General features: G+C 70.4%; 27 protein-coding genes and 2 pseudogenes. 14 read left to right on the top strand and 15 right to left on the bottom strand.

The features are described 5' to 3' along the window. The first annotated feature begins 873 nt into the window (after nt 1-873). Nucleotides 874-1,293 (top strand): hypothetical protein, encoded by a 420-nt coding sequence (locus tag AB0B29_RS14390; protein WP_362238562.1) that lies wholly within the window; start codon nt 874-876, stop codon nt 1,291-1,293. Nucleotides 1,294-1,553: 260 nt separating this feature from the next. Here the strand turns inward: AB0B29_RS14390 and AB0B29_RS14385 are convergent, their stop codons facing one another. The 12 genes and pseudogenes from AB0B29_RS14385 to AB0B29_RS14330 all read right to left on the bottom strand — a co-directional run bounded on the left by AB0B29_RS14385 (nt 1,554) and on the right by AB0B29_RS14330 (nt 9,840). Then, nucleotides 1,554-2,042 carry a hypothetical protein gene (locus tag AB0B29_RS14385; protein ID WP_362238559.1) on the bottom strand — a complete coding sequence of 163 codons (489 nt, stop codon included), beginning with the start codon at nt 2,040-2,042 and terminating at the stop codon, nt 1,554-1,556. Between the two features lie 29 nt (nt 2,043-2,071). Then, entirely contained in the window at nt 2,072-2,944 is an 873-nt protein-coding gene (locus AB0B29_RS14380; RefSeq protein WP_362238556.1) for a DUF317 domain-containing protein, read from the bottom strand. Continuing rightward, the gene (locus AB0B29_RS14375; protein ID WP_362238553.1) at nt 2,941-4,170 is read right to left on the bottom strand and encodes an ATP-grasp domain-containing protein; all 1,230 of its coding nucleotides are present in this window, start codon (nt 4,168-4,170) and stop codon (nt 2,941-2,943) included. The genes AB0B29_RS14380 and AB0B29_RS14375 overlap by 4 nt, the downstream gene beginning before the upstream one ends. A gap of 52 nt (nt 4,171-4,222) precedes the next feature. Next, a pseudogene (locus AB0B29_RS14370) lies at nt 4,223-4,525 on the bottom strand (hypothetical protein). Nucleotides 4,526-4,557: 32 nt separating this feature from the next. Beyond that, nucleotides 4,558-5,793, bottom strand: a complete 1,236-nt coding sequence (locus AB0B29_RS14365; protein WP_362238550.1) for an MFS transporter — start codon at nt 5,791-5,793, stop codon at nt 4,558-4,560. Beyond that, the gene (locus AB0B29_RS14360; protein WP_362238547.1) at nt 5,790-6,269 is read right to left on the bottom strand and encodes a regulator; all 480 of its coding nucleotides are present in this window, start codon (nt 6,267-6,269) and stop codon (nt 5,790-5,792) included. Before AB0B29_RS14360 ends, AB0B29_RS14365 begins: the two co-directional genes overlap by 4 nt. Continuing rightward, nucleotides 6,266-7,108, bottom strand: coding sequence for a winged helix-turn-helix transcriptional regulator (locus AB0B29_RS14355; protein ID WP_362238544.1), 843 nt, complete (start codon nt 7,106-7,108; stop codon nt 6,266-6,268). The genes AB0B29_RS14360 and AB0B29_RS14355 overlap by 4 nt, the downstream gene beginning before the upstream one ends. Before the next feature lie 43 nt (nt 7,109-7,151). After that, nucleotides 7,152-7,565, bottom strand: coding sequence for a hypothetical protein (locus AB0B29_RS14350; RefSeq protein ID WP_362238541.1), 414 nt, complete (start codon nt 7,563-7,565; stop codon nt 7,152-7,154). 10 nt (nt 7,566-7,575) lie between these two features. Further along, nucleotides 7,576-8,019: a hypothetical protein gene (locus tag AB0B29_RS14345; protein ID WP_362238538.1), complete on the bottom strand. Its 444-nt coding sequence runs from the start codon at nt 8,017-8,019 to the stop codon at nt 7,576-7,578. Further along, nucleotides 8,016-8,498 (bottom strand): hypothetical protein, encoded by a 483-nt coding sequence (locus AB0B29_RS14340; RefSeq protein WP_362238535.1) that lies wholly within the window; start codon nt 8,496-8,498, stop codon nt 8,016-8,018. The genes AB0B29_RS14345 and AB0B29_RS14340 overlap by 4 nt, the downstream gene beginning before the upstream one ends. Nucleotides 8,499-8,594: 96 nt before the next feature. Then, on the bottom strand, nt 8,595-8,948 hold the full coding sequence (locus AB0B29_RS14335) for an SH3 domain-containing protein (RefSeq protein WP_362238532.1): 354 nt from the start codon (nt 8,946-8,948) through the stop codon (nt 8,595-8,597). 148 nt (nt 8,949-9,096) lie between these two features. After that, a complete protein-coding gene (locus AB0B29_RS14330) occupies nt 9,097-9,840 on the bottom strand; it encodes a hypothetical protein (RefSeq protein ID WP_362238529.1) in 744 nt (247 codons plus the stop codon). 49 nt (nt 9,841-9,889) lie between these two features. On the opposite strand from AB0B29_RS14330, the gene AB0B29_RS37765 reads away from it, so the two are divergent. Next, nucleotides 9,890-10,051, top strand: a complete 162-nt coding sequence (locus AB0B29_RS37765) for a hypothetical protein (protein WP_436845844.1) — start codon at nt 9,890-9,892, stop codon at nt 10,049-10,051. A gap of 375 nt (nt 10,052-10,426) precedes the next feature. On the opposite strand, the gene AB0B29_RS14320 is transcribed toward AB0B29_RS37765, so the two are convergent. The 3 genes from AB0B29_RS14320 to AB0B29_RS14310 form a co-directional block, all read right to left on the bottom strand. Further along, complete coding sequence (locus AB0B29_RS14320) at nt 10,427-10,912, bottom strand: hypothetical protein (protein ID WP_362238526.1); 486 nt, start codon at nt 10,910-10,912, stop codon at nt 10,427-10,429. Beyond that, nucleotides 10,909-11,451, bottom strand: a complete 543-nt coding sequence (locus AB0B29_RS14315) for a DUF4913 domain-containing protein (protein WP_362238718.1) — start codon at nt 11,449-11,451, stop codon at nt 10,909-10,911. The genes AB0B29_RS14320 and AB0B29_RS14315 overlap by 4 nt, the downstream gene beginning before the upstream one ends. A 250-nt stretch (nt 11,452-11,701) precedes the next feature. Next, entirely contained in the window at nt 11,702-12,457 is a 756-nt protein-coding gene (locus AB0B29_RS14310) for a DNA-methyltransferase (protein WP_362238523.1), read from the bottom strand. A 514-nt stretch (nt 12,458-12,971) separates the two neighbouring features. Between AB0B29_RS14310 and AB0B29_RS14305 the strand changes: the two genes are divergently transcribed. The 12 genes and pseudogenes from AB0B29_RS14305 to AB0B29_RS14250 all read left to right on the top strand — a co-directional run bounded on the left by AB0B29_RS14305 (nt 12,972) and on the right by AB0B29_RS14250 (nt 24,577). Then, on the top strand, nt 12,972-14,102 hold the full coding sequence (locus tag AB0B29_RS14305) for a C40 family peptidase (protein WP_362238520.1): 1,131 nt from the start codon (nt 12,972-12,974) through the stop codon (nt 14,100-14,102). A gap of 176 nt (nt 14,103-14,278) precedes the next feature. Then, the gene (locus tag AB0B29_RS14300) at nt 14,279-14,644 is read left to right on the top strand and encodes a hypothetical protein (RefSeq protein WP_362238517.1); all 366 of its coding nucleotides are present in this window, start codon (nt 14,279-14,281) and stop codon (nt 14,642-14,644) included. Between the two features lie 217 nt (nt 14,645-14,861). Beyond that, the gene (locus tag AB0B29_RS14295; RefSeq protein WP_011031268.1) at nt 14,862-15,176 is read left to right on the top strand and encodes a DUF6112 family protein; all 315 of its coding nucleotides are present in this window, start codon (nt 14,862-14,864) and stop codon (nt 15,174-15,176) included. Then, nucleotides 15,176-15,868, top strand: coding sequence for a hypothetical protein (locus tag AB0B29_RS14290; protein ID WP_362238514.1), 693 nt, complete (start codon nt 15,176-15,178; stop codon nt 15,866-15,868). The genes AB0B29_RS14295 and AB0B29_RS14290 overlap by 1 nt, the downstream gene beginning before the upstream one ends. A gap of 36 nt (nt 15,869-15,904) precedes the next feature. Continuing rightward, nucleotides 15,905-17,284, top strand: coding sequence for an SCO6881 family protein (locus AB0B29_RS14285; protein ID WP_362238511.1), 1,380 nt, complete (start codon nt 15,905-15,907; stop codon nt 17,282-17,284). 80 nt (nt 17,285-17,364) lie between these two features. Further along, nucleotides 17,365-18,837 (top strand): SCO6880 family protein, encoded by a 1,473-nt coding sequence (locus AB0B29_RS14280; RefSeq protein WP_362238509.1) that lies wholly within the window; start codon nt 17,365-17,367, stop codon nt 18,835-18,837. A 100-nt stretch (nt 18,838-18,937) separates the two neighbouring features. After that, the gene (locus AB0B29_RS14275) at nt 18,938-19,399 is read left to right on the top strand and encodes a DUF6238 family protein (RefSeq protein WP_362238506.1); all 462 of its coding nucleotides are present in this window, start codon (nt 18,938-18,940) and stop codon (nt 19,397-19,399) included. A gap of 28 nt (nt 19,400-19,427) precedes the next feature. Continuing rightward, nucleotides 19,428-20,942, top strand: coding sequence for a VirB4 family type IV secretion system protein (locus AB0B29_RS14270; protein ID WP_362238503.1), 1,515 nt, complete (start codon nt 19,428-19,430; stop codon nt 20,940-20,942). 14 nt (nt 20,943-20,956) lie between these two features. Next, nucleotides 20,957-21,226, top strand: a complete 270-nt coding sequence (locus AB0B29_RS14265) for a hypothetical protein (protein ID WP_362238501.1) — start codon at nt 20,957-20,959, stop codon at nt 21,224-21,226. 493 nt (nt 21,227-21,719) lie between these two features. Then, complete coding sequence (locus AB0B29_RS14260) at nt 21,720-22,643, top strand: hypothetical protein (protein ID WP_362238498.1); 924 nt, start codon at nt 21,720-21,722, stop codon at nt 22,641-22,643. Between the two features lie 213 nt (nt 22,644-22,856). Continuing rightward, on the top strand, nt 22,857-23,924 hold the full coding sequence (locus AB0B29_RS14255; protein ID WP_362238496.1) for a hypothetical protein: 1,068 nt from the start codon (nt 22,857-22,859) through the stop codon (nt 23,922-23,924). A gap of 211 nt (nt 23,925-24,135) precedes the next feature. Further along, nucleotides 24,136-24,577, top strand: a pseudogene (locus AB0B29_RS14250) (hypothetical protein). Nucleotides 24,578-24,579: the final 2 nt, after the last annotated feature.

Here is a 24,579-nt window from a genome sequence, read left to right as displayed (position 1 = left end):
GAATGCCTCACAGGGGAACTGAGCGGACGCGCAAGGAGATGCCCTCAGTGGCGAGGACGTGCTTGGGTTGGCATGAGTGAGCACCACAGTTGGCGAGCGGGGAGCCGTGGCACCGTTAACTGAGATCTGACGGCTTCGCGTCTTCGGACGATCTCGATCAGGTCGACCTGGGAGGAAGCAGCAGCTCGGCTCTCCCCAGGTAGACATGATGGTCGGATGCCGCGCACCAACACTCCACCGCCGCCGACGCAGCCGAACCTCTGCCCATTGTGCGTGACGCGCAGGGCGGGCGGTCCGGTGCCGGACTCGATCGGCCGGTATTCGCTGACCTTCGGCTCGCAGTACCGCTGCTCAGCGTGTGACGCATGGCTATGTGCGAGCTGCGGCGACAGGCCCGTGGTCGGCGCAGGTGACCGCTGCGGCGAGTGCTCCACCCCGCAGGCGTCGCAGAGTCCCCAGGCATTCCCTCCCCACGCCGTGCTCCCCCAGCCGGTGGGCGAGGCGACGTGCATCCGGATGACGAAGACCAAGGGGCGCCCCTGTCAGAGCAGGCCGACAGAGTGGCCTGTAATCCCGGGAGAACCGGCGCCCGTTCCTGCCTGTTGGACCCACCTCAGCGAAGAGGAACGCGAATGCTGCACCCGAGCACGGGGGCTCAGGCGCGCGGAAAGGGCGAGGATCTGGGCAGAGGGAGAGCCGGAACGCCAACGCCTCGCTTCCGAAGCAGAAGCCGAACGACGCACGCGGCTGGCAGCCTGTCCGTGCAAGGAGCAGTTGCCCGATAGGGCGGGAATGCACCTCGCGAGCTACCCCTTCCCGAATCGCTGCAAGGGGTGCGACTCCTGGCTGTGCGCGTCGTGCGACCGGGTACGCGTGGCGACCGAGGGCGCTCAGTGCGAAACCTGCAGCCCACATGTCACAGAACCCGCGTGCAACGGCGATCACGCAGAGAAGGACGGCTTCTATTACCGGATCACAGTGGGTGGCCTGGAGTGCTTCGACGAGGCGATGTGCCTGTTGATCCGCGCGGGGGCACACAACGGGGGCGCCCCCCGGGTATTCGCGGTTCAAGTCCCGATCTGCGGCAGTCAGGCGGAAGCGCTGGAGGCCCTGAAATCGTTCGACCGTGGATCGGACGCGGGGAGCATTGAGGTGGAGCTGGTACCCGAAGGGGCGAAGGCGATGGTTGACCCAGGTCTGCCGGAGCCGGACTTGTCCGGCTTGCGGGACATGGAAGGCTGGTGGCTCGCCAATGGATACCCGGCCGGCGATAGCAGGCGCCGGCCGCAGTGAGCCGGGTCAAGCCAAGGACGACGTTCACCAATTTCGCTGAATCGCAGCATGGCGGCCGAATTTGGACGCTTGTGGCTTCGCCCCTCAGCTCAGCCCGCCCACCCGAGGTCAACCACGTCGATACCGTCCGACCCACGACCGGCGCCCGAACCACGTGGCCGGCCTCCCAGTGGGGTCGACATTTTCAAAGGGATGGGTCATCACGGGCAGGGCTCCTGCTGGAGAGTGCGGGACGCCGGGGCTGGCGGTGTGGGCGCGGCTCAGCGGGCGCGGGCGCCGCTGCGGGTGACCGGCACCGCGGGAGACGTGTGCGCGGTCCGGCCTGCGGCGCGGCTCGGCATGGACGCGGTCCAGGCGCCGGGGAACCAGACGGCGGTGTACCGCTCGATGGCGTCGCGCAGCCCGGTGGTGACGGCCCCGTCCCACGGGGGTCGACCGGGGCGGTGGTACTTGTCGAAGGTGCCGTACTGCTTGGTGTTCGGCCGGGTGTTGGTGGCTTCGTCGCGGCGGTGGAAGGTTCCGTGATCCACGAAGGTGAGCGCCACCGCGTCGATCTCGCCGCGTTCCGGGTGGACGATCGCCGCACGCAGCCCGCCGTAGGTGTCCGCGTGGATGGTGCGGGTGAAATCGATCCGCAGCCGCAGGGGCGTGCCCGGGGTCGGGGCGGCGTAGTACGTGTTGCCCACGACGGCGTGGTCGTGGAAGGGGAGGCACAGCTCGGCAAAGAACTCGGGGGCCTGTAGGGACAAGAGGGGCTCCGGTAGGGGTCGGGCTGGTCCTACCGGCGTGGACCGGGCAGAGCCGGTCGGCTGGTGGTGCTCCAGCGAGGGACGCTGACCGCGGGGAGCGCGGCCGGGCGGCGGGACGCGACCGCCCGCTGCACGTCGAGCGGGGTAGGGGTCGGCGGTCCGGGCGGAAGGATCGGGGTGAGCTGGGCCATGCCCTTGATGTAGCTGAAGGTCTCCTCGCGCCACCGGGGCAGTGGAGCCGGATCGACAATGCACTCGGTGACGGCGGTGAGCAGGGCGACGGGGGTGTCGGTGCTGGCTGTCGCGTACCAGACGGGCCGGTCGATGGACTTGCCCGCCCACAGCTGCCAGCGGGCCTCGCGCGTGGTCAGCTCGGCTTCGGGATCGAGGTCGCCGGTGGTGAACTCCATCCCGGCGTGCCCGTCCGGGGCCTGGACCGCGAAGACGCCCCAGCGCGGACGGTCGATCTCCCAGCCCTGCTTCAGAAGTGGGACGACGGCGAGGAAGGGATCGTGCTCGTCGATGCCGGAGACCGGCCGGGCGAGGTAGGCGTCCGGTCCCTGCTCGTACGCCGTGGCAAGGACCGTGGTGAACGCCTGGACAAACTCGGTGGGGACGCGGTCGCTAAAGCAGACGCCCCACGCCGGCGGACCGAAGTAGTCCTTGTAGGCGTTGATGCGCCAGAGCCCGTCGTCCTCGCCTTCGGGCAGGTAGCCCAGGCGCACGCGCCGGTCGGGAGCGCTCACGTACACGTTGGACTCCTCGTCGTACCGCAGGTCCCAGCCGAGGTCGAGCAGCGGGGCGAGGGCGGGGTCGCCGGTTCCGGTGGTGGAGGCGAGGTGGCGCGGGGAGACATAGACGTCGCCGTCGATCTCGTGGTGCGAATCGGGCTGTGGGTTCATCGGTCTGCCCTCGTGGTGACGGTGATCTCGTCGGCGGCGGTGTCGAGGCGTTCGGTGACCTCGGCGGTGGTGCGGCCGGTGACGATGTAGAACCCGGCCCGGCCGGTGAACAGGTCGCCGTCGGGCGACAGGACGAGCTCGTCGCCGATCTCGCGGATCCACTGCACCTGGCGCAGCCAGGGGGTGTGGGCGGCGAAGGGCAGGTTGATGTGCCGGGCGGTCAGGGTGCCGGAGGTATCCGGGTAGAGCATGCGGATGCCCGCGGCCCCGCTGCGGGTCGGGGTGAGGTCCGGTGCTCGGCCGCAGGCGAGGTCGGCGGCGGCCCGGGGCAGGTCTATGCCGGTGGCCAGACGGACAAGGTGGCCGATCATGTCGCCGCCGATCCTGGCATTGACCTCGATCAACCGCGGCCGACCGTCCACCAGGCGCAGCTCGACGTGCTGCACACCGTCGGTGATCCCCAGGGCCTTGACCGCAGCAGCGGCGGCCGGGGCGACCTGGGCCAGGAGCGGGTCGGCGGCATCGACGGTGTGCCCGGCCTCGTCGAAGTACGGCGCGGGGCCCAGGTGCTTGCGGGTCACGGCGACTGCCGTGGTCGCTCCGCGGTGGGTGACGCATTCGACCGAGAATTCCGGCCCGTCGAGGTACTCCTCGACCAGGACGCCGGTGTCCTCGCGACTGCGGCTCGCTCCGGCCGAGGCGAACTCGAAAGCGGCGGGCAGTTCTTCGGGCCGGTCGACGCGGATCACGCCGATGCTGCCTGCGAAGGCCGCGGGCTTGATGACCGCCGGCAGGCCGAGGGTCATCGTCGCCCGGTCGGCCTCCAGTAGAGTCCGCGCCCTCATCGAGGCGGCCGAGGGCACGCCATGGCGGGCGAACAGAGCCCGGGCGGTGGCCTTGTTGCGACAGGCCCGCATCACCTCGACGGACGTCGAGGACAGACCGAGCGCGCGGGCGAGACGGGCGGTGGGGACGAGGTGCCACTCGTCCCAGGTGACCACGCCGGCAAGGTCATGGTGCTGGGCCAGCGCCCGGCCGCCGGCGAGCAGCGCTGCGGGGTCGCTCAGATCGACCACGGTGTGGTCGACGATGAACGGCTTCTCCCACGACGGCTCGGTGCCGGTAAGCAGGACGACGTCGTACGCGGCGGCCACCTGCTCCAGGCAGTAGCCGCGGTAGGTCTCGTCGCCGGGAGAAACGACGAGCACTAGAGGACGAGCGGACAAGAAGGGGTTCTCCGTATCGGTGGACGGCGGGACGAGGGAAGAGAGGGGTGTCTCAGGCGGCACGTCGGCGGCGCAGTTCGAACGCCGCAGCCCAGTGAGGGTGTTCGCTGATCAGGCGGCGGGCGTAGAGGGCGGTGTAGTTGTTGTTCGCCCGGCGACCCCATGAGGGAGCTGGCGACGCAGGTCCTCGAACAGGTCCTTCAAGCTGACCCGGGTGGCGTCGGTGGCCAGGCGGCGGGCGGCCATACGTTCCAGGGCCCGCGTAGACGTGCGGGTTGTGGGCGTCGAAGGCGTGGAACTGCTCGGTGGTGGTGCGACCAGTCGCGCGGTGCGATCCAAGGGCGGCAATGGACATGAAGTTCTCCACAGGCTGGGGGCGCAGCAGGGTCAGGTGCGCAGGGCGGGATCGGTTCGCAGGCGGGCGAAGGCGCAGAACAGACCGAGGGCCTGCAGCGCGGCACAGACGGTGATGACGTGGCCCAGCGCGTCGGGCGGAGTGAGCGCGGTGAGCACGCCGGCGACCGGGAAGGGCAGCAGGAGGATGAGGATCGTCGCCGACAGGGTGCTGCCGAACTTCTCCGGAGGGATCAGGCGGGAGCGCAGGGTACGCAGGACAACCGTCATGCCGCCTTCGCCCGCCATGAGGACCGCGACCAGGACCAGGTAGGACCGGTAGTCGGGAGCCTGGGCAGCGGCGAGACAGCCGAGCGAGGCGAGGGCGGCGCAGGCGGCGCCGACCGGCCACAGGCCAAGGCGGTCGAGCGCGAACCGGCAGAGCGTGACGCTGAGGAGCGTCGCTGCGGCAGCGGCGGACCAGACGAGGCCGACTGCGGTGGTGGACTGCCCGAAGTGCTTGACGACGATCACGGGACCGGCCGCCTGAAGAAGGCCAGTGGCCAGGTTGGACAGGGTCAGCCCGGTCACGAGCCAGCCGAGCGCGGGAAGCGAGCGGATGGTGCGCCACCCGCTGAGCAGTCCGGCCCCGGACCTCCCCTTCGGCGCACGGGCCGGTGCCACGGGCGAGTGCGGAGTGCGCAGGGCAAGCAGCGCGGCAAGCAACGAGAGCACGGTGATCACCGCGAGCATCAACGGCGGACCGGCAAGCAGGAGCACCCCGGCGAGCGCCGGACCGGCCAGGGTCGCCGTCTGGTCGATGCCGAGCAGGACGGCCTGGACACGGTGGGCCCCCCGTCCTGCTCGGCGTCCGGCGGCAGCGCCTGCGGTCTCGGCCGCGATATAGCTGAACTCGGTGAGCACGCCGGTCGTCGCCGCCAGCACCATCACGGTCGCGCTCGCCACGGTGCCGGACGGGTGGAGGAGGAGCAGGACCGCGCCGGCGGCAAGGGCCAGCGCCCGGCCCAGGGAGGCCAGGTGGAAGACCACCGCAGCACCGCGCCGGTCGACAACCGATCCGGCCCACCCGAACGCAGCCAGCCGCGGGATCCACTCCAGGGCGAAGGCTGCGCCCGTCAGCGCGGCGGAGCGCGTCGTGGCCAGGACAAGCAGCGGGATGCCGTAGGTGGACATCGCGAACGCCAACGCGTCCGCCGTGCGCGGCAGGTAGATGCTGCGCATCAGCCCGCCGGTGTGGCGTGCGTGCCGGGGTGTGACCGCTTCGCTCACGCGACCGGCTCAGGTTCGAACACCCTGGCCATCTGAAGGTTGTCGGCCAGCCACTGGATCAGGAGCGTGCGGAGACGGGCCAGGCCTGCCTCCGCTGGGTCGGCGCGCTCGGTGATGAGCGATGGTGTCAACAGGGCAAGGACGTGCCGAATGCGGCTGCTGAACTCGCAGACGGGGGCCGGGACGGCGTGACGCCGGGCCCAGCGGGCCATCGCGTCGTACAGGCCGGCCAACTCCATCCCAGCCTCGGTCAGTTCCAGACCGGTGCCGGGCGCGATCCGGATGAGACCGTGGGCGCGGGCCGCGTCGGATGCGCTGCGCAGTTGGGGCGTGGAGAGGTCGGGCAGGGTGCCGGCCAGCCGTCGCGGCGGTATGGCGCCGTTGTCGTCGATCTCGGTGACCAGGCGGACCAAGGACCGCGAGGCGAGCAGTTCGACAGCGCGCTGCGCTTCGGCAGAGGTAAAGGGGGTGCTCATCGGCGCGGGCCTCCCGCCGGGACGGCTGCCTTCGGGCGGGCGGTCGCAGCGTGCGAGAAGAGATCCCCGTTGTGCCAGGCCGGAGGGAACTGGGGTGTCCGAGCAGGTGGGAGCGCCGTGGGGGCCGGCCGAGACTGGCTGCTGATCCACGGCCTCGGCGCGGGCTTCGCCTGCGGGTGCCCCCAGACCGGGTGCTGGGCCGCCTGGTCGAGGGGCTGCCCGGCGGCCCACGCGGACAGGGTGCTGAGCACGGGGCCCAGGCCATCGCCGGCCGCGGACAGCCGGTAGGGCCGGCCCATGCCGTCGGTGTCAACCAGGCCGTCGGCGACGAGCTGCCGCAGAGGCGGATAGATGTTGGTCCAGTCGCTGCTGGGCATCACGATTCGGGCCAGAGCCCGGCCGCTGACTTCCTCACGGGACTTCAGCACCCACAGGATGGCGGCGGCATGGCGCCGGGTGAGCAGGGTGAGGCTGTCCTCGATCTGCTCGATCGCGGCCAGCGGGCGGTCCGCCTTCTCCAGGTGTTCCTCGGCCCAGGTGACGATCATCGGCAGGATCGGCAGCAGGGCGGCTCCGCGTTCGGTGTGGCCGTAGGTCACGTGCCGTGCGGTGTGTTCCGTGCGTTCGACGAGTCCGGCGTCGCACAGCGCCTTGAGCTTGGGGTGGAGTTGGCCGTTCTGCAGCCAGGACACCTTGGCCGCCAGCTCGCTGTAGCGCAGCGGCGGGCCGGAGAGGGCCAGCATGATCCGGACGTTCCAGCGCGGGGTGATCATGGCGAGGGCCTCGGTGACCCGGGCGATGTCGGCGTCGGCATCAGGGGGCAGAGCGGTGATGGCCAAGGGTGGAGCTCCTGGGTGAATGAAAGGGGGGATCGCCTGCGGGTCAGCGGCTGTGCGCCGGACTCGGCGCCGCAAGAGGCGGAGCCGGAGCAGGTGGCGAGGGAGCTGGCGGGACAGGCGTCGGGGCCGGGACGCGGGCCAGGCTCTGCAGGACGGCGGCGACCGATTTGGCCTGGACCTCGCGGACGGCGACGGCTTCGGCGAGCCGGCGGGTCCCGTCGAGGAGGTGGGAGACCTCGTGCGGGCCGATCTGCCGTTCGGGGTGGATGAGCCGGGCGAGGTGGTCGCGGTGGAAGTCGATGCTGCGCTCGGCGAGGGCAAGATCGTCGTGCATGCCGAGCAGAGCACAGAGCATGCCGGGCGGCTGGTCCTGGGCGTGGGCTTCGAGGTCGGCGAGCGGTGCGCCGTATAGGTCCTCGATCCGTCCAGCTATGTCGGTGGACGCGGGGTGGGGCAATCGGGGGCTCTCACGGTCGGCGGGCCAGGGCCGCCCCGGCACGCTGCGGTGACGGGGCGGCAGACGGGGGCAGGGTTGCGTTGGCCCAGAGCTGAGCCGTTCGTACGGGCCGGGCCTGCTGGGCGGGCGGGGGCATGGTGCGCAGCAGCTCGCCGAGGGCGGCGCAGTAGGCGTCGCGGGCCTTCAGTGCCGCGTCCAGCCACTGCGCGTCGAAGCGGAGCTTGTCCGCCGACAGTTCGCCCATGTTGCGGTCCGGATCCATGTCGGCGTGGACGCGGTCGCGGACGCGGGCGACCTGCTCCTCGGTGAGCGCCAGGAAGGACCGCAGTTCCAGGGCACGGGCGAGCGCGGGCGAGGCATCGTGGTCAGCAGCCGCCTCGTACAGCTCGAGGACCGGCTTACCGAAGACCTTCTGCAGGTCGGCGTCCATGGTGCTGGCCTTGTCCCGGCTCATCGGGCGGCCCTTGTCGACCGCCAGGCCGTCGCCGGTGCGGTTGAACCCGCGGGCCGGTTGGGGGCGCTGGTCTGCACCGCAGGCCCGGTGCGGGGCCGAAGACGGGCGAGGCGCTCTGCGGCGAGGTCCTTCTTCCCCGGGGCGTTCGGGTCGAGGAGCCATCGCACCACCATGGCCCGGCCGTCGCGGGTAGTGACGGCCGCGTTCACCCGGTGGGCGAGGCCCATCGTCGGGTCGTCGACCTCGCTGGGCTGGGTCTGCAGTGCGGCGAGGAGGTCGTCCTCCGCGCGCTCCAGCACGGACTGGGCCTCGACGAGAAGGCCGTGCCACTTGACGACGTCGGTGGCGTCAGGGTTCGCGGTCGGCGCGGCGGCGACCGCGGCCTTCAACTGGTCCATGCCCATGTCGAAGCGCGCTTCGATCCGTTCGGTGAGCACGCCCACGACATCCGCAGAATCCTCGGATATGCCGTCGGACAAGGGGGATCTCCTGTTCTGGATAGGCTGATGCGCAGGGAATGTGAGGGGCCTCGTAATCGGCGGATCAGCCGCTTGCCGGGAGGTGCTGAAGCCTGGTCAGTCCAGGCACATACGGACGTCGCGGTAGACGTACGTGCCGGAGACCCAGCCCTTGACGCCGGTCGTCTTGTCTGTGATGTAGAGCCAGTTGCCGCTCTTCTTGGAGACGGTGAACTTGTGGCTCTTGTAGAGCACGCCGAGCGCCGTGGACTTCGAGCTGGCCTTGGACCGGATGGTCACGGCCTTGGCGTGCACCGCGTACGGGAGCGGCGGCAGGTTGTGGCAGCTGACGACGGGGGCGGCGGTTGCTGCGGTGGGTACGGTCGCGGCGCTGGCGGAGGTGGCGGACAGCACCGGCAGCGCGAGTGCGCCGAGCATCGCCGCTGATATGGCAATTCGGGTGGAGCGCATGCGGAAAGAGCCTCCGTGAAGGCGTGGGGAATGTGGGGAAAGGCGCCGCGGGGGTTGTCCCGGCGGCTGTATAAGAGTCCGGAGAATCGCCGGTTTGGCTAACCGGCGATCGTCGGCTATATTGCGCCGCCCGCGTCGGGCTGAGCGCTCAGCGCGAACGGCCTGGCGGGCGCGGGGCAGGGGCCTTCGCCACACCGGAAGGGCGGCTGGCGGCGGCTGCCGGGCGGACCGGCGGGAGAGGGCCAGCCTCGCCGGTGAGCCGGTCGTCGCACCACTGCAGGGCCTCGTCGATCGTGTCGAAGCCGCCCTCGCGCAGGGTGTGCGTCCAGGTGCCGGTGTCGACCTCTTCGACCACAACGCGGAACGGCGACGGGGCGCGTTCGTTCAGGGCACGCAGTGCCACGACGACGACCAGGTCGTCCGGGTCGTCGCTGGTGTAGGAGTAGCCCATGGCGTAGTGGTCGCCGTCGCCGGCGAGGCGTCGCTCCAGTGCTCGCGTGGCCTCGTCAGCCGGCGGCGGGCCCAGCTCGGGGTCGAGGCCGATGGCATCGTGCGGGAGGCCGCGGTGGATGAGCCAGGACTGCGCCATCGCGGGCAGCGGCAGCGGGGCCTTCTCGAAGCTGAACGTCCGCTTCTCGTGGTCCCGTTGCAGATGCACGGCGAGCACCTGGGGCATGCCGGGGTGTCCCCAGGTCGCGGTGCGGTCGAACAGGACGTAGTAGCTGTGCGGACCGTCGTGATGTTCGGCGAGGGGGACGAGCATGTCCTCGTGGACGCCGACCTTGCGGTAGAAGTCGAGGTACCGCTCCTCGTCGGCGTCGAGGTCGTCCAGATCGAAGTCGACTTGAGGGATGGACTTCCGGACCGGTGCCGGTTCGGTGGGAGACAACAAGGGGCCTTTCGGTGGAGTTCAGCGCCGCTGCGCCGGAGTGGACGGCGATGTGCCGGGGCGAGCTGGGACCTTCGGCGTCTGCGTCGTGGGGGGCCCGGCGGGCGGCGAACAGCGCGGCTCTTCCGGCGTCGGTGAGCGCGACCGGCTGGCCAGCGTGTACGGGGTGGCCGGTGTCCTGGGCGACCAGGCCGGCGTCCTCCAGCCGCCGTAGCTTGGTGTGGGGGATGCGGGTGCCAGAGGCGGCTGCGACGGACATCCGGCCGGTCAGCAGGTGTTCGTAGAGCTTGGCGCCGCCGGCGATGGCGAGCAGCGCTGCCGGGTCGTCAGTCGAGAGCTGCTGCGCGTCGGGCGCGACGGATGCTGCTGCGGCTTCGATGGGCTCCAGGGCGGCGAGCACATCCCGGGCAGCGGCGTCCCGCGCGTCGGCAGCCTCTTCCAACTGGTCCACGGTGCGGTCGATACGCGTGAACAGAGCGCCGTCGATGTCGTGCCCGGTGGCGGCTTCGAGGCGATGGTCGAGAGGGGAGACCGCACGCCGGGAGGGTGTCGGCGCGGGTTCAGGGGGCATTGGCGACGCTCCGTGCGTTCAGCGGGTGGGATGGTGCGCGGGGTTCGGTGCGGGACGGGGCAGACCCGGTGGCGCAGTGGGCGGCGGACCGGGCCGGGGCACGGGCGCGCGGGCGGCCAGTTGCGGGGAACGGGAGCGTGCCGCGTGGGTGCGGGCGCTCAGCGGTCGGCGAGTCATGCCCAGACGGCGGCCGACCTCGTCGTAGATGTCGTTGCCCGCGCGCGGCCGGATCGCGACGACGTGGATCTCCTTGTGGTGGGCGGATTCCGCGGTCGCCGGCCGGACGGCGTAGACGACGCGCCAGTCCTTGCGGGAGTCCACGAACAGCTTCCTGAAGCCGTCCAGGTCACCGTCGAGGCGCAGCCCGAAGCGCTGCGCGTTCACGACTTCCTGCAGGTAGACGAGGGTGAGGTCGCGTATGTCGCTGGGGGCCTGGAGGAGATCGGTCAACGCGCGCGGGTCGAAGCTCAGTCCGAAGGCGGGCTGTCCCTGTCCCGCGGTCATGACGTCGGCTCGGCGGGCCCGGCGGCTTCCGCCGTGGCCGCCGTCTCCGTCCGTACGGAGGGCGGCGGGCCGGGCAGGAGACGGTGTGCGGGCCGGTCGGGAGAGGTCATGCAGGCCGACAGCGGACCGCCCGGTGCGCGGATCGCCGCGACAGCGTGGGTGAGGAAGTCTCGGTGCCACACGAACAGACCGGAGAGCCCGGCTTCGGGATCCTTGTGCTGCTGGTACGCGAGCCACAAGGCATGAAGCCAAGCCACGACGTCGTCGTGCTCCTGCCACTGCAGGCACCAGGGCGCCGCGGTGGTGACCTCCGCCCCGTAGACCGGGAGGAAGAAGTCGTCGACCCAGTCGGACAGGGCGTCGAGTTCGTCCTCGCGTTCCTCTCCGTCCAGTTCCAGGATCGGGCGGGGCTCCGGTGGAGCGGCGGCCGGCGGGCCGCCGAGTCCCGGCATGCCGAACGCGGCGGACAGTGATCCACTCGGCGACGGAGCGGACGCTAGGTGGTCGAGCTGCTGAGCCTGTTGCGCCGACTGCTCCATGAGCCGCCGCACGCTCGCCTCGATTCCCTCCAGCTGTGGATCCGGAATACGAATCGGCTCCAACTCTCCATCATTGGCAGGCTTTGCGGATTCGGGCATTGAGAAGTTCGGCCTCCTACGAGACGCGGAATGAGGGAAGTGCGGGGGCGCCCTCGCGCGGCGCCGCCAACGGATTGCACGTTCCTCCGGCGGTATTTCGCCAACGGCTGCGGTGGGAGCTGGTCGTCTTGGCGACGGGCAAGGACGCGGCTCAGGCGGTGAGAACCACGTCGTCCTGCGCGAGGGTTGCGCGGATCGTCTCGGTGAGCCGGTCGGCCGCGATCGACGCGTAGTGCTCGGTCTTCTCCACGCCGATGAAGTCCCGGCCTTCCAACAGGGCGGCCACGCCCGTGGAGCCGGAGCCAGCGCAGAAGTCGAGGACCGTGCCGCCCTCGGGGCTGATCTTGACCAGCTCGCGCATCACCTCGACCGGCTTCTGCGTGATGTGCTGGCGCTTCGCGCCAGAGGGCTGCGAAGCCGAGTACATGCCAGGCAGATAGACGGGGTTTCGGGAGCCGTCGATCGGCCCCTTGCTGGCCCAGACGATGAACTCGCAGTTCTGGGTGAACCGGCCCTTCTGGGGCCTGGCCTGCGGCTTGTGCCAGGCCAGGACACCGCGCCACAGCCATCCGGCCGCCTGGATCGCGTCCGTCGTCGTCGGAAGCTGGCGCCAGTCGGTGAACAGCAGGGCCGTCCCGCCGGTCTTGGTGAGGCGGTGAGCCTCGGTCATGATCTGCGTCAGCCAGAACGAGTAGGACCTCTGGTCCATGTTCTCGCCGGTGAAGTCGGCGAGGTCGTTCTTGACGTCGGCGGAGGTGTACTTCTGCTTCGCGGAGCGCGTGGTGCGCTCCTTCGCGGTCCGCCCGCCGCTGTTGTACGGCGGGTCGGTGATGACGGAGTCGACGCAGCCGTCCGGAAGGCCGGAGAGAACGGCCAGAGCGTCGCCCTGGTGAAGGGAAAAAGGCAAAGAGGAACCCCGATTCGAGTTGCGGAAACGCGGAGGGAAATAGCCGCCTCGCGCAGGAGTCCTCGCGGGCCGGAAGTGGGCATGCAGAAGCCCAGGGCCGCAGACCGAGGAGGGCGAGGGGAGTCCAAAAACTGTAGTGGCGAAACCGCCGACGACCAAGAAGTGCCCTGTCGAGGTATCGGTTTCCGGCACCTCACGCCGACTTTTTGGTCAACCGCCGATCCGCGCCTACTGTTTTTGCACCGCCCGGCGCACACCGCCGCTGGCCACTCCCCTGCCACACCTCACGGAGGTACCCCTTGCCCCGGCACACCTAGCTCACGGCCCGGCCACGCGGAGCGAGCGGCAACTCGCCCCGCACCGGCCCGTCCCGATCGCCCACCCCGGCTGCCGCGCCCTTCCGAGACGCCTCGCGCACGCGGTACGCCGGACACCTCACCCACAAGGACCCGTTCATGACGTCTCGCTACCCACCCATGCCCGAAACCGCTGACCGGCGAGCGGTCCGCTCGGATTGAAGGGGCTCGCCGCCAGCATCGGCGTCGTCTTCCTCTCCCCGCTCCTGATCGCCGGCACCGGCATGATGCTGGCCTCCTCGGCCGACGCCGTGCAGAGCAGCGGCTCCTTCAGCAGCTGCCTGAGCGACATCGACAGCGACAAGGTCGTCGAACAGGTCACCAAGATCCTCGACGGCGCCACCGGCAAGGACGTGCACGTCGAGGGCCTGGACCTGCCCGCCGAGCAGGTCCCCAACGCCCAGACGATCGTGGCCGCCGGCCTCTCCCTCGACGTCCCCAAGAAGGGACAGATCATCGCGCTCGCCACGGCGATGCAGGAGAGCCGACTGCGCAACCTCGCCTACGGCGACCGCGACTCCCTCGGCCTCTTCCAGCAGCGCCCTTCCCAGGGCTGGGGCAGCGCCGAGCAGATCCGCGACCCCACCTACGCGAGCGAGCAGTTCTACAAGCACTTGCTCAAAGTGAGCGGGTGGCAGCAGATGACCGTCACACAGGCCGCCCAAGCCGTGCAGAAGTCCGGCCTGCCAGACGCGTACACGCAGTGGGAAGAGCTCGCCACCGCGCTGCAGGCCGCCATCGCCAAGACCTTCCCCGGCGGCGGTGACGCGGACGGCAAGGACACAGGCCAGGAGAAGAAGCCGTCGACCAGTACGACCGGCTGCGCGCCGGGCCAGGACGGTTCCGGCTTCGGCCGCATCCCCGAGGGGAGCGTCCCGAAGGGCTACTCGATCCCCAAGGACGCCCATCCGAGGGCCCGTAAGGTCATCACGTGGGCGATGCAGCAGCTCGGCACGCTCTACCAGTGGGGCGGCTCCTGTATGAACTCGCACGGCCCCGACCCCATGGGCCGGTGCGACTGCTCCAGCCTGATGCAGCAGGCGTACGCGCATGCCGGCGTCACGCTCACCCGCACCACGTACACGCAGGTCAACGAAGGCAAGGCGGTCTCGCCCTCCCAACTTGAGCCCGGGGACCTGATTTTCAGCCGGGGCACCGCCGCACGGCCCGAGCATGTCGGCATGTACATGGGCGAGGGCCTCGTGATTGAGGCGCCGCGCACCACCAAGCCGGTCCGGATCACCCCGATCAAGGACTGGACGATCCTCGCCGCCCGCCGCGTCATTTGATCCCGGTCAGCCCGCAAGCCCCGCGAGCCGCCGTCACCAGGACCTCGCCGGTGGTCTGCCCGATAGTTGGGCTCGGTGGCCAATTCCCCATCTCGCTCGATCGCTTCGCCCGACGGCCGCCCAGCAGGACGAGCCGACGGCCCACTCCCTATCCCCCAACACCCCGGAGCATCCACGTGACAGTCCACTCCCGCATCCGGCACGCCCTCGCAGCCAGCTCGATCGGCCTCGCAGTTGCGGCCGGCGGCCTAGCCAGCGCCTCCACAGCCCAGGCGTACGACACCGGCCACACGACGATCTCGTGCAAGGCAGTCAAGGTCCGCAAGGACCCTTCGAAGAAGTCCACCGTCGTGGGCATCGCCTACCGGCACGACAAGGTCACCTATAACCAGTTCGCGTACAAGCGCGCAGAGAAGACCTGGTACACCCACGGCACGGTGACCCGGAAGTCCGACGGCAAGAAGATCCGCGGATACATGATCTACGACTGCGCCAACCCGTACGAGTCGAACCCCGCACCGAAGCCGTCGCTCCCGAAGTAGAACACCCCGGCAGCCCTCGCTGGCCCCGAGCCGAAAAAGCGGCTTCGAAGCCGCGCCCTGGCCCAAGGAGTGGCCTCTCCCCGCCCCTGCCCGACGCCGGTCCGGGCAGGTCGCCGCCGCGGCCACTTCCGCGCTCCGAGCGCACCTCCCCCTCCGCTTTCCCCCTTTCCCGCCGGCCCTCGCCTGGCCCGCGTATGCAAGGAGCCCTGCCACACCTATGTCCGTCCCGCTCGCAGACCGCGTCATCCAGCTTGCCTACGACCCAGGAATCTCACCCAAGGGCGGCGGATTGCCCGGGCTGAGTGTGCTGAAAAACGTCGTCAACTCGATCAACATGTTCGGGATCATCGCCGTCGTCGGTGCCCTCGCCGTCTCGCTCGGCGTATGGGCCTGGGGTCACCACACCGGTGGTCACCAAGCCGAGGCCAACGGTAAGAAGGGCGCGGTCGTGGCCGCCGGCGCTGCCCTCGGGTTGGGTGCCGCGAACGGAATCGTGGCCTTCTTCTCCGGTCTGGGGTCTCAGGTCCATTGATGCGGAAACGATCCCCCTCCTTTTCGCTGTCCTCGTACGGCTCGGGCTGGTCGGCCAACCGGCGCATCACGATCGTCACCTGCGTAGTGGCCACCCTGCTCGCCATCGCCGGGATCGTCGCCCTGCTGACCGGCGGTGGGAACAGCCACCAGGCCCCGGACGAGGCCCGGCCTGCCCCGGCTGACAGCCCGTCCTCCTCCGAGGCCGCCCCGAAGCCTTCCTCCGGATCCGGTTCGGTGCCCAAGCCTCCGCAGATTGCCGAGCCGGTCGCCTACGCCAAGGCGGCGGCCCGGATGTTGTGGTCGTACGACACCCGCGACACCAGCCGCGACCAGCAGCTCACCGGCATGCGCGCCTGGATGACCACGGAGACCAAGTACGCCGACTGGGCCTCGGTCTCCGGCCATGTTCCCGATCCAGTGCTGTGGTCGCGGATGGCCGACCAGGACCAGCACGCCACCGCCAGCGTCGCCGAGGGCCACTACCCGTTCGCCTTCAAGGCGGCCCTGGCTGACGACCCGTCCGCGATCACCGAGGCGTACATCTACGTCGTCACCGTCAACGGCAAACAGACGCTCAGCTGGAAGAAGGGCGGCGGAGGGGCCGAGGAACGGGCCGTGACCCTCGCCGTCCAGTGCCGCCCGAACCACGACTGCGCCCTGGCCGCCATCGCACCGAGCGTCACGCAGTGACCCGCGCCTGACACAAGAATGGAGGAGTAACTTCCCGTGGGTTTCTGTGATTTCCCCCTGGCAGACAAGCTGTGCGCCGTCGGTGACGCGGTCGACTTCGCCTCGGACCCTGCCAAGGCCATGGGCGACTGGATGGCGAAGTCCGCCGGTGAACTGGCAGCCGCCGCAGCCGACCTGGCGGCCGAGGCAGTCAACACCACCACCAAGGTCGACCTGAACGCCGGGTGGTTCCGGGACAACTACGAGATGTTGCTGCCGCTGGGCCTGGTTCTGCTAGTCGCGACGTACTGCGCGCAGCTGGTCCGAGCCGCCGTCAGGCGCGACGGACAAGCTCTGACACAAGCGTTCACCGGCACCATGTCGGGCGTCCTGTTCGCCTTCTGCGCCATCTCCCTGACTACGGTCGCCGTCGAAGTGGTCGACGCCCTGTCCGCTGGCCTGTTCAAGACAGCGAACCTGAACATCGAGTCGGCTGTGCGTCGCATCGTGAAGGTCGGCCAGATCCCGGGCCTGTCCGCACTGGGCTGGCTCGTGGCGGCAGTCGCCGGTCTCGGCGCCGCCATCGGCGCGTTCCTCTACTGGTGCGTGATGATGGTCCGTAAGGTCGGCATCCTCGTCATGGTCACCCTGGCCGTCTTCGCCTCCGCCGGCGGTGGCTGGGAGGTCGCGCGCCGCTGGCGCAGGGGCTGGATCGAAGCCACCGCCACCCTCGTCGTCTCCAAGCTGCTGATGACCGTGATCTTCGTGCTCGGTATCGCCGCCATGGGCAAGACCGAGGCCGGCGATGGTATCGCCGCTTTGGCCGACGTGATGTCCGGCATCGTGATCATGATTCTGGTGTTGCTGTGCCCGTACGCCGTCTTCAAGTTCGTGCACTGGGCAGCCGAAGGCACCGACGGCGAGTCCATCCACCGGGCCGGTGGCGCTGGGGCCCAAATGGCCAAGGCTCACGCCGAGAAGGCCGCCCGTAAAACCACCGCCGCTGCGGCCACCGCCGGGACCGGTGGCGCTGCCGCCGGAGCAGGCGCCGCAGCGCTGGGCAGTGAGGCTGCTGCCGGAGGCGGTTTCCCTGGCGACATCGCCGCCGACCCGACCGGCGGAGGCGGCGAGGGCAAGGAGGGATCGCAGAACGGCGGAACGGGTGCCTCGCCCGGCGGCGACGCGGTCAAGTCCGGCTTGGAGAAGGCCGTCCAGCCCGCGCCGACGAGCGTGTCCGACGACACGAGCGGCCAGGTGGGCGGCAGCCCGGGGCCTGGCGGATCCGGCGCAAGTGCCGCGTCTGGGCAGAGCGGCGGATGGCAGTCCACTCCGCCGACCACAACCCCGCCACCGCAGGGCGCACCCCCGCCCTCCGGCGCGCAGAATGCCCCGTCCAGCGGGGCGAGCGGACCCCCGCCGCCTCCGACCGGCCTCTGATTCCCTGACCGACTCCCGGGGCGGGATGTGCACACCACCTCCCGCCCCCGGGTTCCACCCGCGCCTCCAGGACCCGCCCCTTGACTGATCTCTCCGTCGCCCCGGTCACGGTGAAATTCCCGCACCGGTCCCGCCGCGGCATCCTCCTCGGCCTCTCCCTGCCTCAACTCATCCTCGTCTCCTGCACGTTGACGCTGCTGCTGATGACGGTGATCTCCACCGGACTGCTCGGCGCCCTCGCCCTGGCCCCGCTATGGGCGGCATCCGGTGCGCTCGTCGCAATCCGCCGGCACGGCCGCTCCCTGATCGACTGGGCGCCGATCGTCGCCCGCTACGCACACCGCCTCCGTACCGGCCAGACCCTCTGGCTCGCCCGGCCCGTCACCCGCCCCCGGCAGGACGGCATCCTCCACCTGCCCGGCACCGCCGCCTCGCTCAAGGTGGTCACCCCCGGCGACTCCGCCAACGGCGCCGCGGCCGTGCACGACCCGCACCAGCAAACCCTGACCGCCATCGCACGCGTCAGCAGCCGCGCCTTCGCCCTCCTCGACCCCGCGACCCAGAATCACAACGTGAGCAGCTGGGGACGCGCGCTGGCGGGCATCGCCCGCACTGGGCACATCGCCACCGTCCAGGTGCTGGAGCGCACGGTCCCTGACAGCGGCGACACCCTCACCCGGCACTGGACCCAGAACGGTCAGCCCCAGACCCCCGTCGCCGGACAGATCTACTCCGAACTGGTCGCCTCGGCCGGCCCTGCCGCCGCCCCACACGAGACCTACCTCGCCATCTCCCTCGACCTCAAGGCCGCCCGGCGCCTGATCAACCAGGCTGGCGGAGGACTTCCAGGGGCGTTCACGGTCATGGAACAGACCACGGCCAGCATCGCGCAGGCCGCCCGCAACGCCGGGCTCCAGGTCACCGGATGGCTGACCTCGCAGGAGATCGCCGCCGTCATCCGCACCGCCTATGACCCGAAGGCTCTCGCCGCGCTCCAGCAGTGGTCCGAGACCGGCCGCGCCGAGGCCGACCCAGCAGCCGCCGGGCCCGTCGTCCAGTTCGAGGAGTACAACCGCCTCGCTACCGACAGCGCACGGCACGCGACGTACTGGGTGGAGAACTGGCCGAGGACCGAGATGGGGGCCGGATTCCTGCACGGGCTGATGTTCACGGCCAGCGTGCGCCGCAGCCTCTCCCTTATATACGTGCCGCAGGGGCTTGAGTCCGCACTGCGGGACGTCCAGCGCAAGAAGGCCGCGATCATCGCCGACGCCAACGAGCGCGCACGCCGCGGACAGGTCGATTCCGAAGAGGACTCCGTCGAGTACGCCGACGTCAAAACCCGCGAACGCCAGCTCATCGCCGGGCACGCGGATGTAGCACTGACCGGCCTGGTCACCGTCACCGCCGAGACCGACGCCCTCCTGGACGCCGCCTGCGCACAGATCGAGACCCATGCCGTCACCTCTGGCGTCGACCTCCGACGGCTCAACTACCAGCAGCCCGACGCCTTCGTCCTCTCCGCGCTCCCGCTCGCCCGCACCGCCTTGTGAACCAACCTCGCCAGTCCGCGCCCTGGCCCACTGCACTCCGGATCACCCGCGACGGGACGCCCGTCGCCGCCCTGCCTACCGGCAGGAAGGACCACCACCTTTGACCTCTCCTATGCGCCCCGACGACGCGCACCCCTATCTCCGCGCCGCGAGCGCCGGCATCCGCCACCACGCACGGACCCTAGCGCCGTCGGACGCGGACACGCCCAAGTCCGTGGACCGGCTGCACCTTGACGTGCTGCACGCCCACCTCACCGCTCTGCTCCAGCTTCTGGACCGGCTCGCCGACAACACCCGGCCCCCTTACCCGGCCGCCGGACGTCACCTGGCCACCGCCCACTCCAGGCTCTGGCAGGCCACCACCGAAGTCCACGCTTCCTTCCACCTGCTACCCGGCACAACCGAGGCCAACGCCGGGACGAGCTCCTGTCATCCAGAGCGGCTTCCCGAGGGTCCGCCCGTGCTGACGATCTGCCAACGCCACCTCGCCGCCGGACACGTCGTCCGCCGCAAAACCACCCCCACCGACCTCCGCCCGCGCACCACGGCCTGCGTGCGATGAGCACCACCCGCAGAATCGAGGGCCCTCGATGAGCCACCGGCCCGCCCGTCGCGCCCATCGCGCTTCCGCCAGCCCGCTGTTCATCCCCCACGGCACCGACCGCGCCAGCCGCAAGGCCGCCCGCCGCCGGCTTGCCGAGGCCACCGCCAAAGCCCGCGCCGAAGCCAGCGCCCACCAGAGCGAAGGCACGCCCGCCGAGCACCAGATGCCCGCCCCGCTCTACCCACCGAGCGGACGCCCCGGGCCCGCCTGCTCTCGCGGGAACCGGCTGAAGCTGCCCGCCCACCGCATGACCACCGCGGTCGCGGCCGGCGCCTATCCCTTCCTCGCCGAAGGCGGACTCGGCGCCGAGGGCATCTACATCGGCCGCGACGTCCACGCCGAAGCATCATTCGTCTTCGACCCGTTCGCTCTGTACGGCAAAGTCGAGGGATTCACCAACCCCAACCTGTTGCTCGCCGGCGTGATCGGCCAGGGCAAGAGCGCCCTCGCCAAGTCCTTCGCGCTGCGATCGGTCGCCTTTGGATACCGCGTCTACGTACCGTGCGACCCGAAGGGCGAGTGGACTCCGGTGGCAGAAGCCCTCGGCGGCCGGTCCGTCGCCCTCGGGCCCGGACTGCCGGGTCGCCTGAACCCCCTGGACGCGGCCCCGCGCCCGGAGAGCGTGTCCGAGGCCGACTGGGTCGGCGAGATCCGCAAACGACGCCTGCTCCTGCTCGGCTCCCTTGCCCGCACCGTCCTAGGTCGGGACCTGATGCCCATGGAGCACACCGCCCTGGACGTCGCCCTCGACGCCGTCGTCACCCGCGCCGCCGACACGCACCGCACCCCGCTCCTCGGCGACGTCGCCGCCGCCCTCAACAACCCCCACGAGCTCGACGAGGCCGCCGGGATGATGTCGGGCCAACTCGGCGACGCAGCGCGAGACCTGGCCCACGCCATGCGGCGCTTGGTCCACGGCGACCTGGCTGGCATGTTCGACGCACCCTCCACCGTCGCCTTCGATCCGAACGCGCCGATGCTCACCATCGACCTGTCCCGCCTCGGCGGCTCCGGGGACGACACCGCCCTCGTCCTGGCGATGACCTGCGCGAGCGCCTGGATGGAATCCGCCCTCTCCGATCCCAGCGGCGGCCGGCGCTGGATCGTGTACGACGAGGCATGGCGCCTGATGCGGCACGTCGGCCTGCTCCAGCGCATGCAGGCCCAGTGGAAACTCAGCCGCGGCCTCGGCATCGCCAACCTCATGGTCATCCACCGGCTGTCCGACCTGCTCACCGCCGGCGACGCCGGATCACAAGGCCGGGCCCTGGCCGAGGGACTCCTCGCCGACTGCAGCACCCGCATCATCTACCGCCAGGAGACCGACCAGCTCCACGCCGCGGCCTCCCTGCTCGGCCTGACCTCCGTCGAGATGGACGCCATCGCGCACCTCAACCGAGGGCGTGGCCTGTGGAAAGTCGCAGGTCGGAGCTTCATTGTTCAGCACCTCCTGCACAGCCACGAACTGGCGCTCTACGACACCGACGCCCGTATGCACTGAGGACCAAGAGGCCCGTGAAGCCCGACTTCCAACGCGCCTTGATACCGAGCGACGAGGTGCTCCAGCTTATCGGCGCGCTCAACGCGATGAAGGACGAACTACTCAACGCTGCCCAGCAGTGGGAGCTGCTGGACGAGAACGGACACGTACCGGCCACGCCTTCCTACACCGCGCTGCTCCAGCACGCCACCGACGCACAGGACCTCTCCCGCGATGTTCTCGGCTCACTGCTGACTTCGCCCGGAGCCCACACCACACCACCCGCGCCGGCAGCACCGTTCTGAAGCATCTCGGCACGGCGGCGACCACGTCGAGCCACGCAGCCCCGCACTCACCGAGCGCCTCAGCGCGTGCTTCCTGCGGCGCACCTCGGAATCCCTTCGTGACGCGGCCAAGGAACTCGACGACCACCACGGCTTCCAACGCTGCCTCGCGACGCTCACCCGTCAGGAAGGCCCGTCGGCGCCTCCGCCACCCAGGCCGGGCGGTCGCCACCGCACCGCGCCTGCCCCGAAGCCCGATCCACCCACATCCCAAGGAATGCTCTGAACCGCCCCTCTCATTTCAGCGACGCCGACTGGGCCGAATACCAGCAGTGCCAGGCCGAGCACGAGGACCTCATGGCGCAAGTCGCCGATCGTGAAGCCCAGCTGGAACACGACCTGATCGCCGCCTACGACGAGTACGAACTCGACTCCAGTCCGGTTCCGAAGCCAGAAGCCGACCTCGCTCGCCGAACGCCTCCGTCACACCGACCGGCGTCTCGGAGGAGAATCCGTGGCCGCTGACGAGGCGAACGCTACGGACGCCCGCGCGGCTCCGGTCGCGCCACTTCCCGACCATCGCGACGTGAACATGCCGTGGTGGCAGGAGCTGTGGCGTCGCCACGCGCACATCACCACGCCGCTGCGAGCGCGCGGACTGCCATGCGACATCGAGTTCGGCCTCAGCGCCTACATAGTGCGCGTCTCGCTCCCCGACGACAGCTACCTGATCATCAGTCCGCCGCAGGAACCGTCCTCCGACCACCCGCCCGGAGACCCCGCGGGCTGGATCGCGACCCGCGAGCACCCAGACGACCAGACGCTGTTCGAGGTCCTCTACGACTCCGCCCCCTCCGACAACCCCGGCACTCGCCGGCGGCCCGAAGCCCGCCACGGCGGCAGCGCCCAACCCCTGATCGAGGCGTTCGACCTCCGCCTCGCCCAGCTCGGACTGCTACCGCACTCCGCTCTGCCCCACGAAAGCCCGCACGTGCACCCGTCCCAACCGACGCCCCCGCCCCCGCCCCGGGACATCCCCGGCAAACCAGACCGCGGCCCCGCCTACGTCTACGGCGACGCGCTGCGCGATCTGACCGACCGGCTCAACGGAGCCGAGTCGCACGCGGATGCCGCTGCATTTTTGCATCAGATCCTGGAACCCACCGACGGCCTGCTGGCACAGCTCGGCGAGTTCTTCGAAGCAGCCGGCGAGAAAGCCAAGGAAGCCGAGGAGGACGACGGCTTCGACCTGTCCTACGACCTCGCCGACGCCGCTGCCGAGATCCGCAGCCTCGGAGAGGTCCTGCACATGGCCGAGGACCGGATGCGGGCCCTCACCCCGCTCGCGCCCGCACCGCGGCTGCCCTCCACCCCGGCTCGTGCACCGTCCCTTCCGCCGCGAGCCCTCCCGTCAGCTCCGCCGCGGCACATGCGCTGACGCCGCACCGCCGCCTCCCTCCCCTTCCCGCCGCCTACGGGGACAGCGGTCGCGCACTTCGCGTCCACGGCGTGGTCCAGCAGCTCACGGCCAAGTGCATCGGTGTGAACCTCCGCCACTCGGCCCGCCGCCAGCGCGGCCCTTCCGCCGACATCGCCGAAGACAGCACCCAGACCAGTCGTGCTCGCTGATCCCCATCCGCCCAGCAGACCCTTGGAGCCCCCTATCCGCACCGCTCGCCGTACCCTGCCGCTGTTCGTCGGCGCCGCCTGCCTCGCCCTGGCCCTCACCGGCTGCGCCGGCGAAGACGGCCCCGCCCATGCCCGGCAGACGCCCCACGCCAGCACCGCCCCGAAGCCCGTGCCCGCTCTCAGCGCCGCCCAGGCCCGCGACGTCATCACCCGCTATTCGGAACTCAACAACGAGGCCAACACCGACCGCGACCGGCGCCTGCTCGACACGGTCGAGGACGGCCCGCTGTACGCGATGTCCGTCTCTGACTACACCGAGACCGAAGGGCTCCCCGCGGCAGACCGCAAGCCGTACAAGCCGTGGTCCTACGACTCCGCGGACGCCAAGCTGTACATCCCGCGCCTGGGAGCCGGACAGAACCGCTGGTTCGCCGCCGCGCTCTCGGACCAGAAGGGCAAGGCCCCCTCGCGGTTGGCCGTGTTCGCCGAACGCCCCCAGCACAAGCGCTGGGAGATGGTCTCCGTCGTCGACCTCGACAGCCCGGACCTGCCGGACATCGCCCTCGACCACGACGGATACGCAACGGCCGTCACCGCCGACGGCAACAAGCACCTCGCTGCTGACGCCAAGCTGCTGCGCACCGCGATCCTCGACAACTTCGCCACCGGAGGCACGAACACGGGGACGAAGGTCTTCGCACCGACCAAGGCGAGCAAGCGGCAGATCGAAGTCCACGACAAGACCGGCACCCGCTTCGGGGCCCAGGGCACCACCGTCTTCACCGGCGCCGCCAACCGCTACACGGACGCCTACGCCCTCAAGACCACCGACGGCGGCGCGCTGATCCTCTTCTCCCACACGCACACCCAGACCGACGCCGTGGCGCACTCCGGCCTGCAGATCAATCCCGGCAAGGACGACCGGGCCTGGCTCCACGACGTGCCCCGCACCTCCATCCGCTACACGTTCGTGTGCAACGACGCCGCCACCGTCCCCGCGAGGGCCGAGCCCTCCCGCCTGATCGGCTACACCTGCGCGCGTACCGACGCCTCCGGCCCTCCGGTCCCCTCCTGGTCCGACCGCGCGTAGACGCACCCGCGCGCCACCGTGACGGCCGCCGAACCTCCCCCGCACCCCGCTCGCTCCGGAGAATCCCCTGTCCACACGCTCCTTCATCGCCCGCCCCACCCGCGGTACGGGATACACGGGCATCCACGTCCAGCTCGACGGCGTACCCAGCCACCACCTCCCCTTGCTCCTGGCCGCCTACCAGTACAAGTTCGGACGCAACATCGAGGCCATGTCCCGGCACCTCATCGACGACGTCGCCGTCGGCTGGGACGAACTCGGCACCGATCTCCTCGACGACGCCCCGCCCGCACTCGTGACCGCGCTGACCGGCGGCGAGCACTGGCCGAACCCTCGACCACCTAATCACCCCGGACGGCTCACCCCCAGTACGCATGTCGGTCACCGACACGACCGCCGACGAGCAGGTTATGCAGTGGGGGTACGTCCTGCACAAGGAGGGCGTCGAGGTGATCAGCCTCCTGCACGAGGACATCGGCCCAATCGTGAGCTGGTCCACCGACCCGCGCACCGCCTTCAACGACCACCCGGCGGCCTGGTCCTCCCTCGACTCCCCGCCAGCCATGCGGGCATCGCGCGGCAGGCAGCCCCAGAGCGCTCCTGCCGCAACCCCGGCGAAGGCCGGCGCCCCGCGCCCCGCCGCCCGACGCTAGTT

Source organism: Streptomyces tibetensis (assembly GCF_040647715.1).
In the GTDB taxonomy this organism is placed as follows: domain Bacteria; phylum Actinomycetota; class Actinomycetes; order Streptomycetales; family Streptomycetaceae; genus Streptomyces; species Streptomyces tibetensis_A.
Note: the sequence above shows the minus strand (reverse complement) of the source record. Positions and strands in the feature narration are given on the sequence as shown.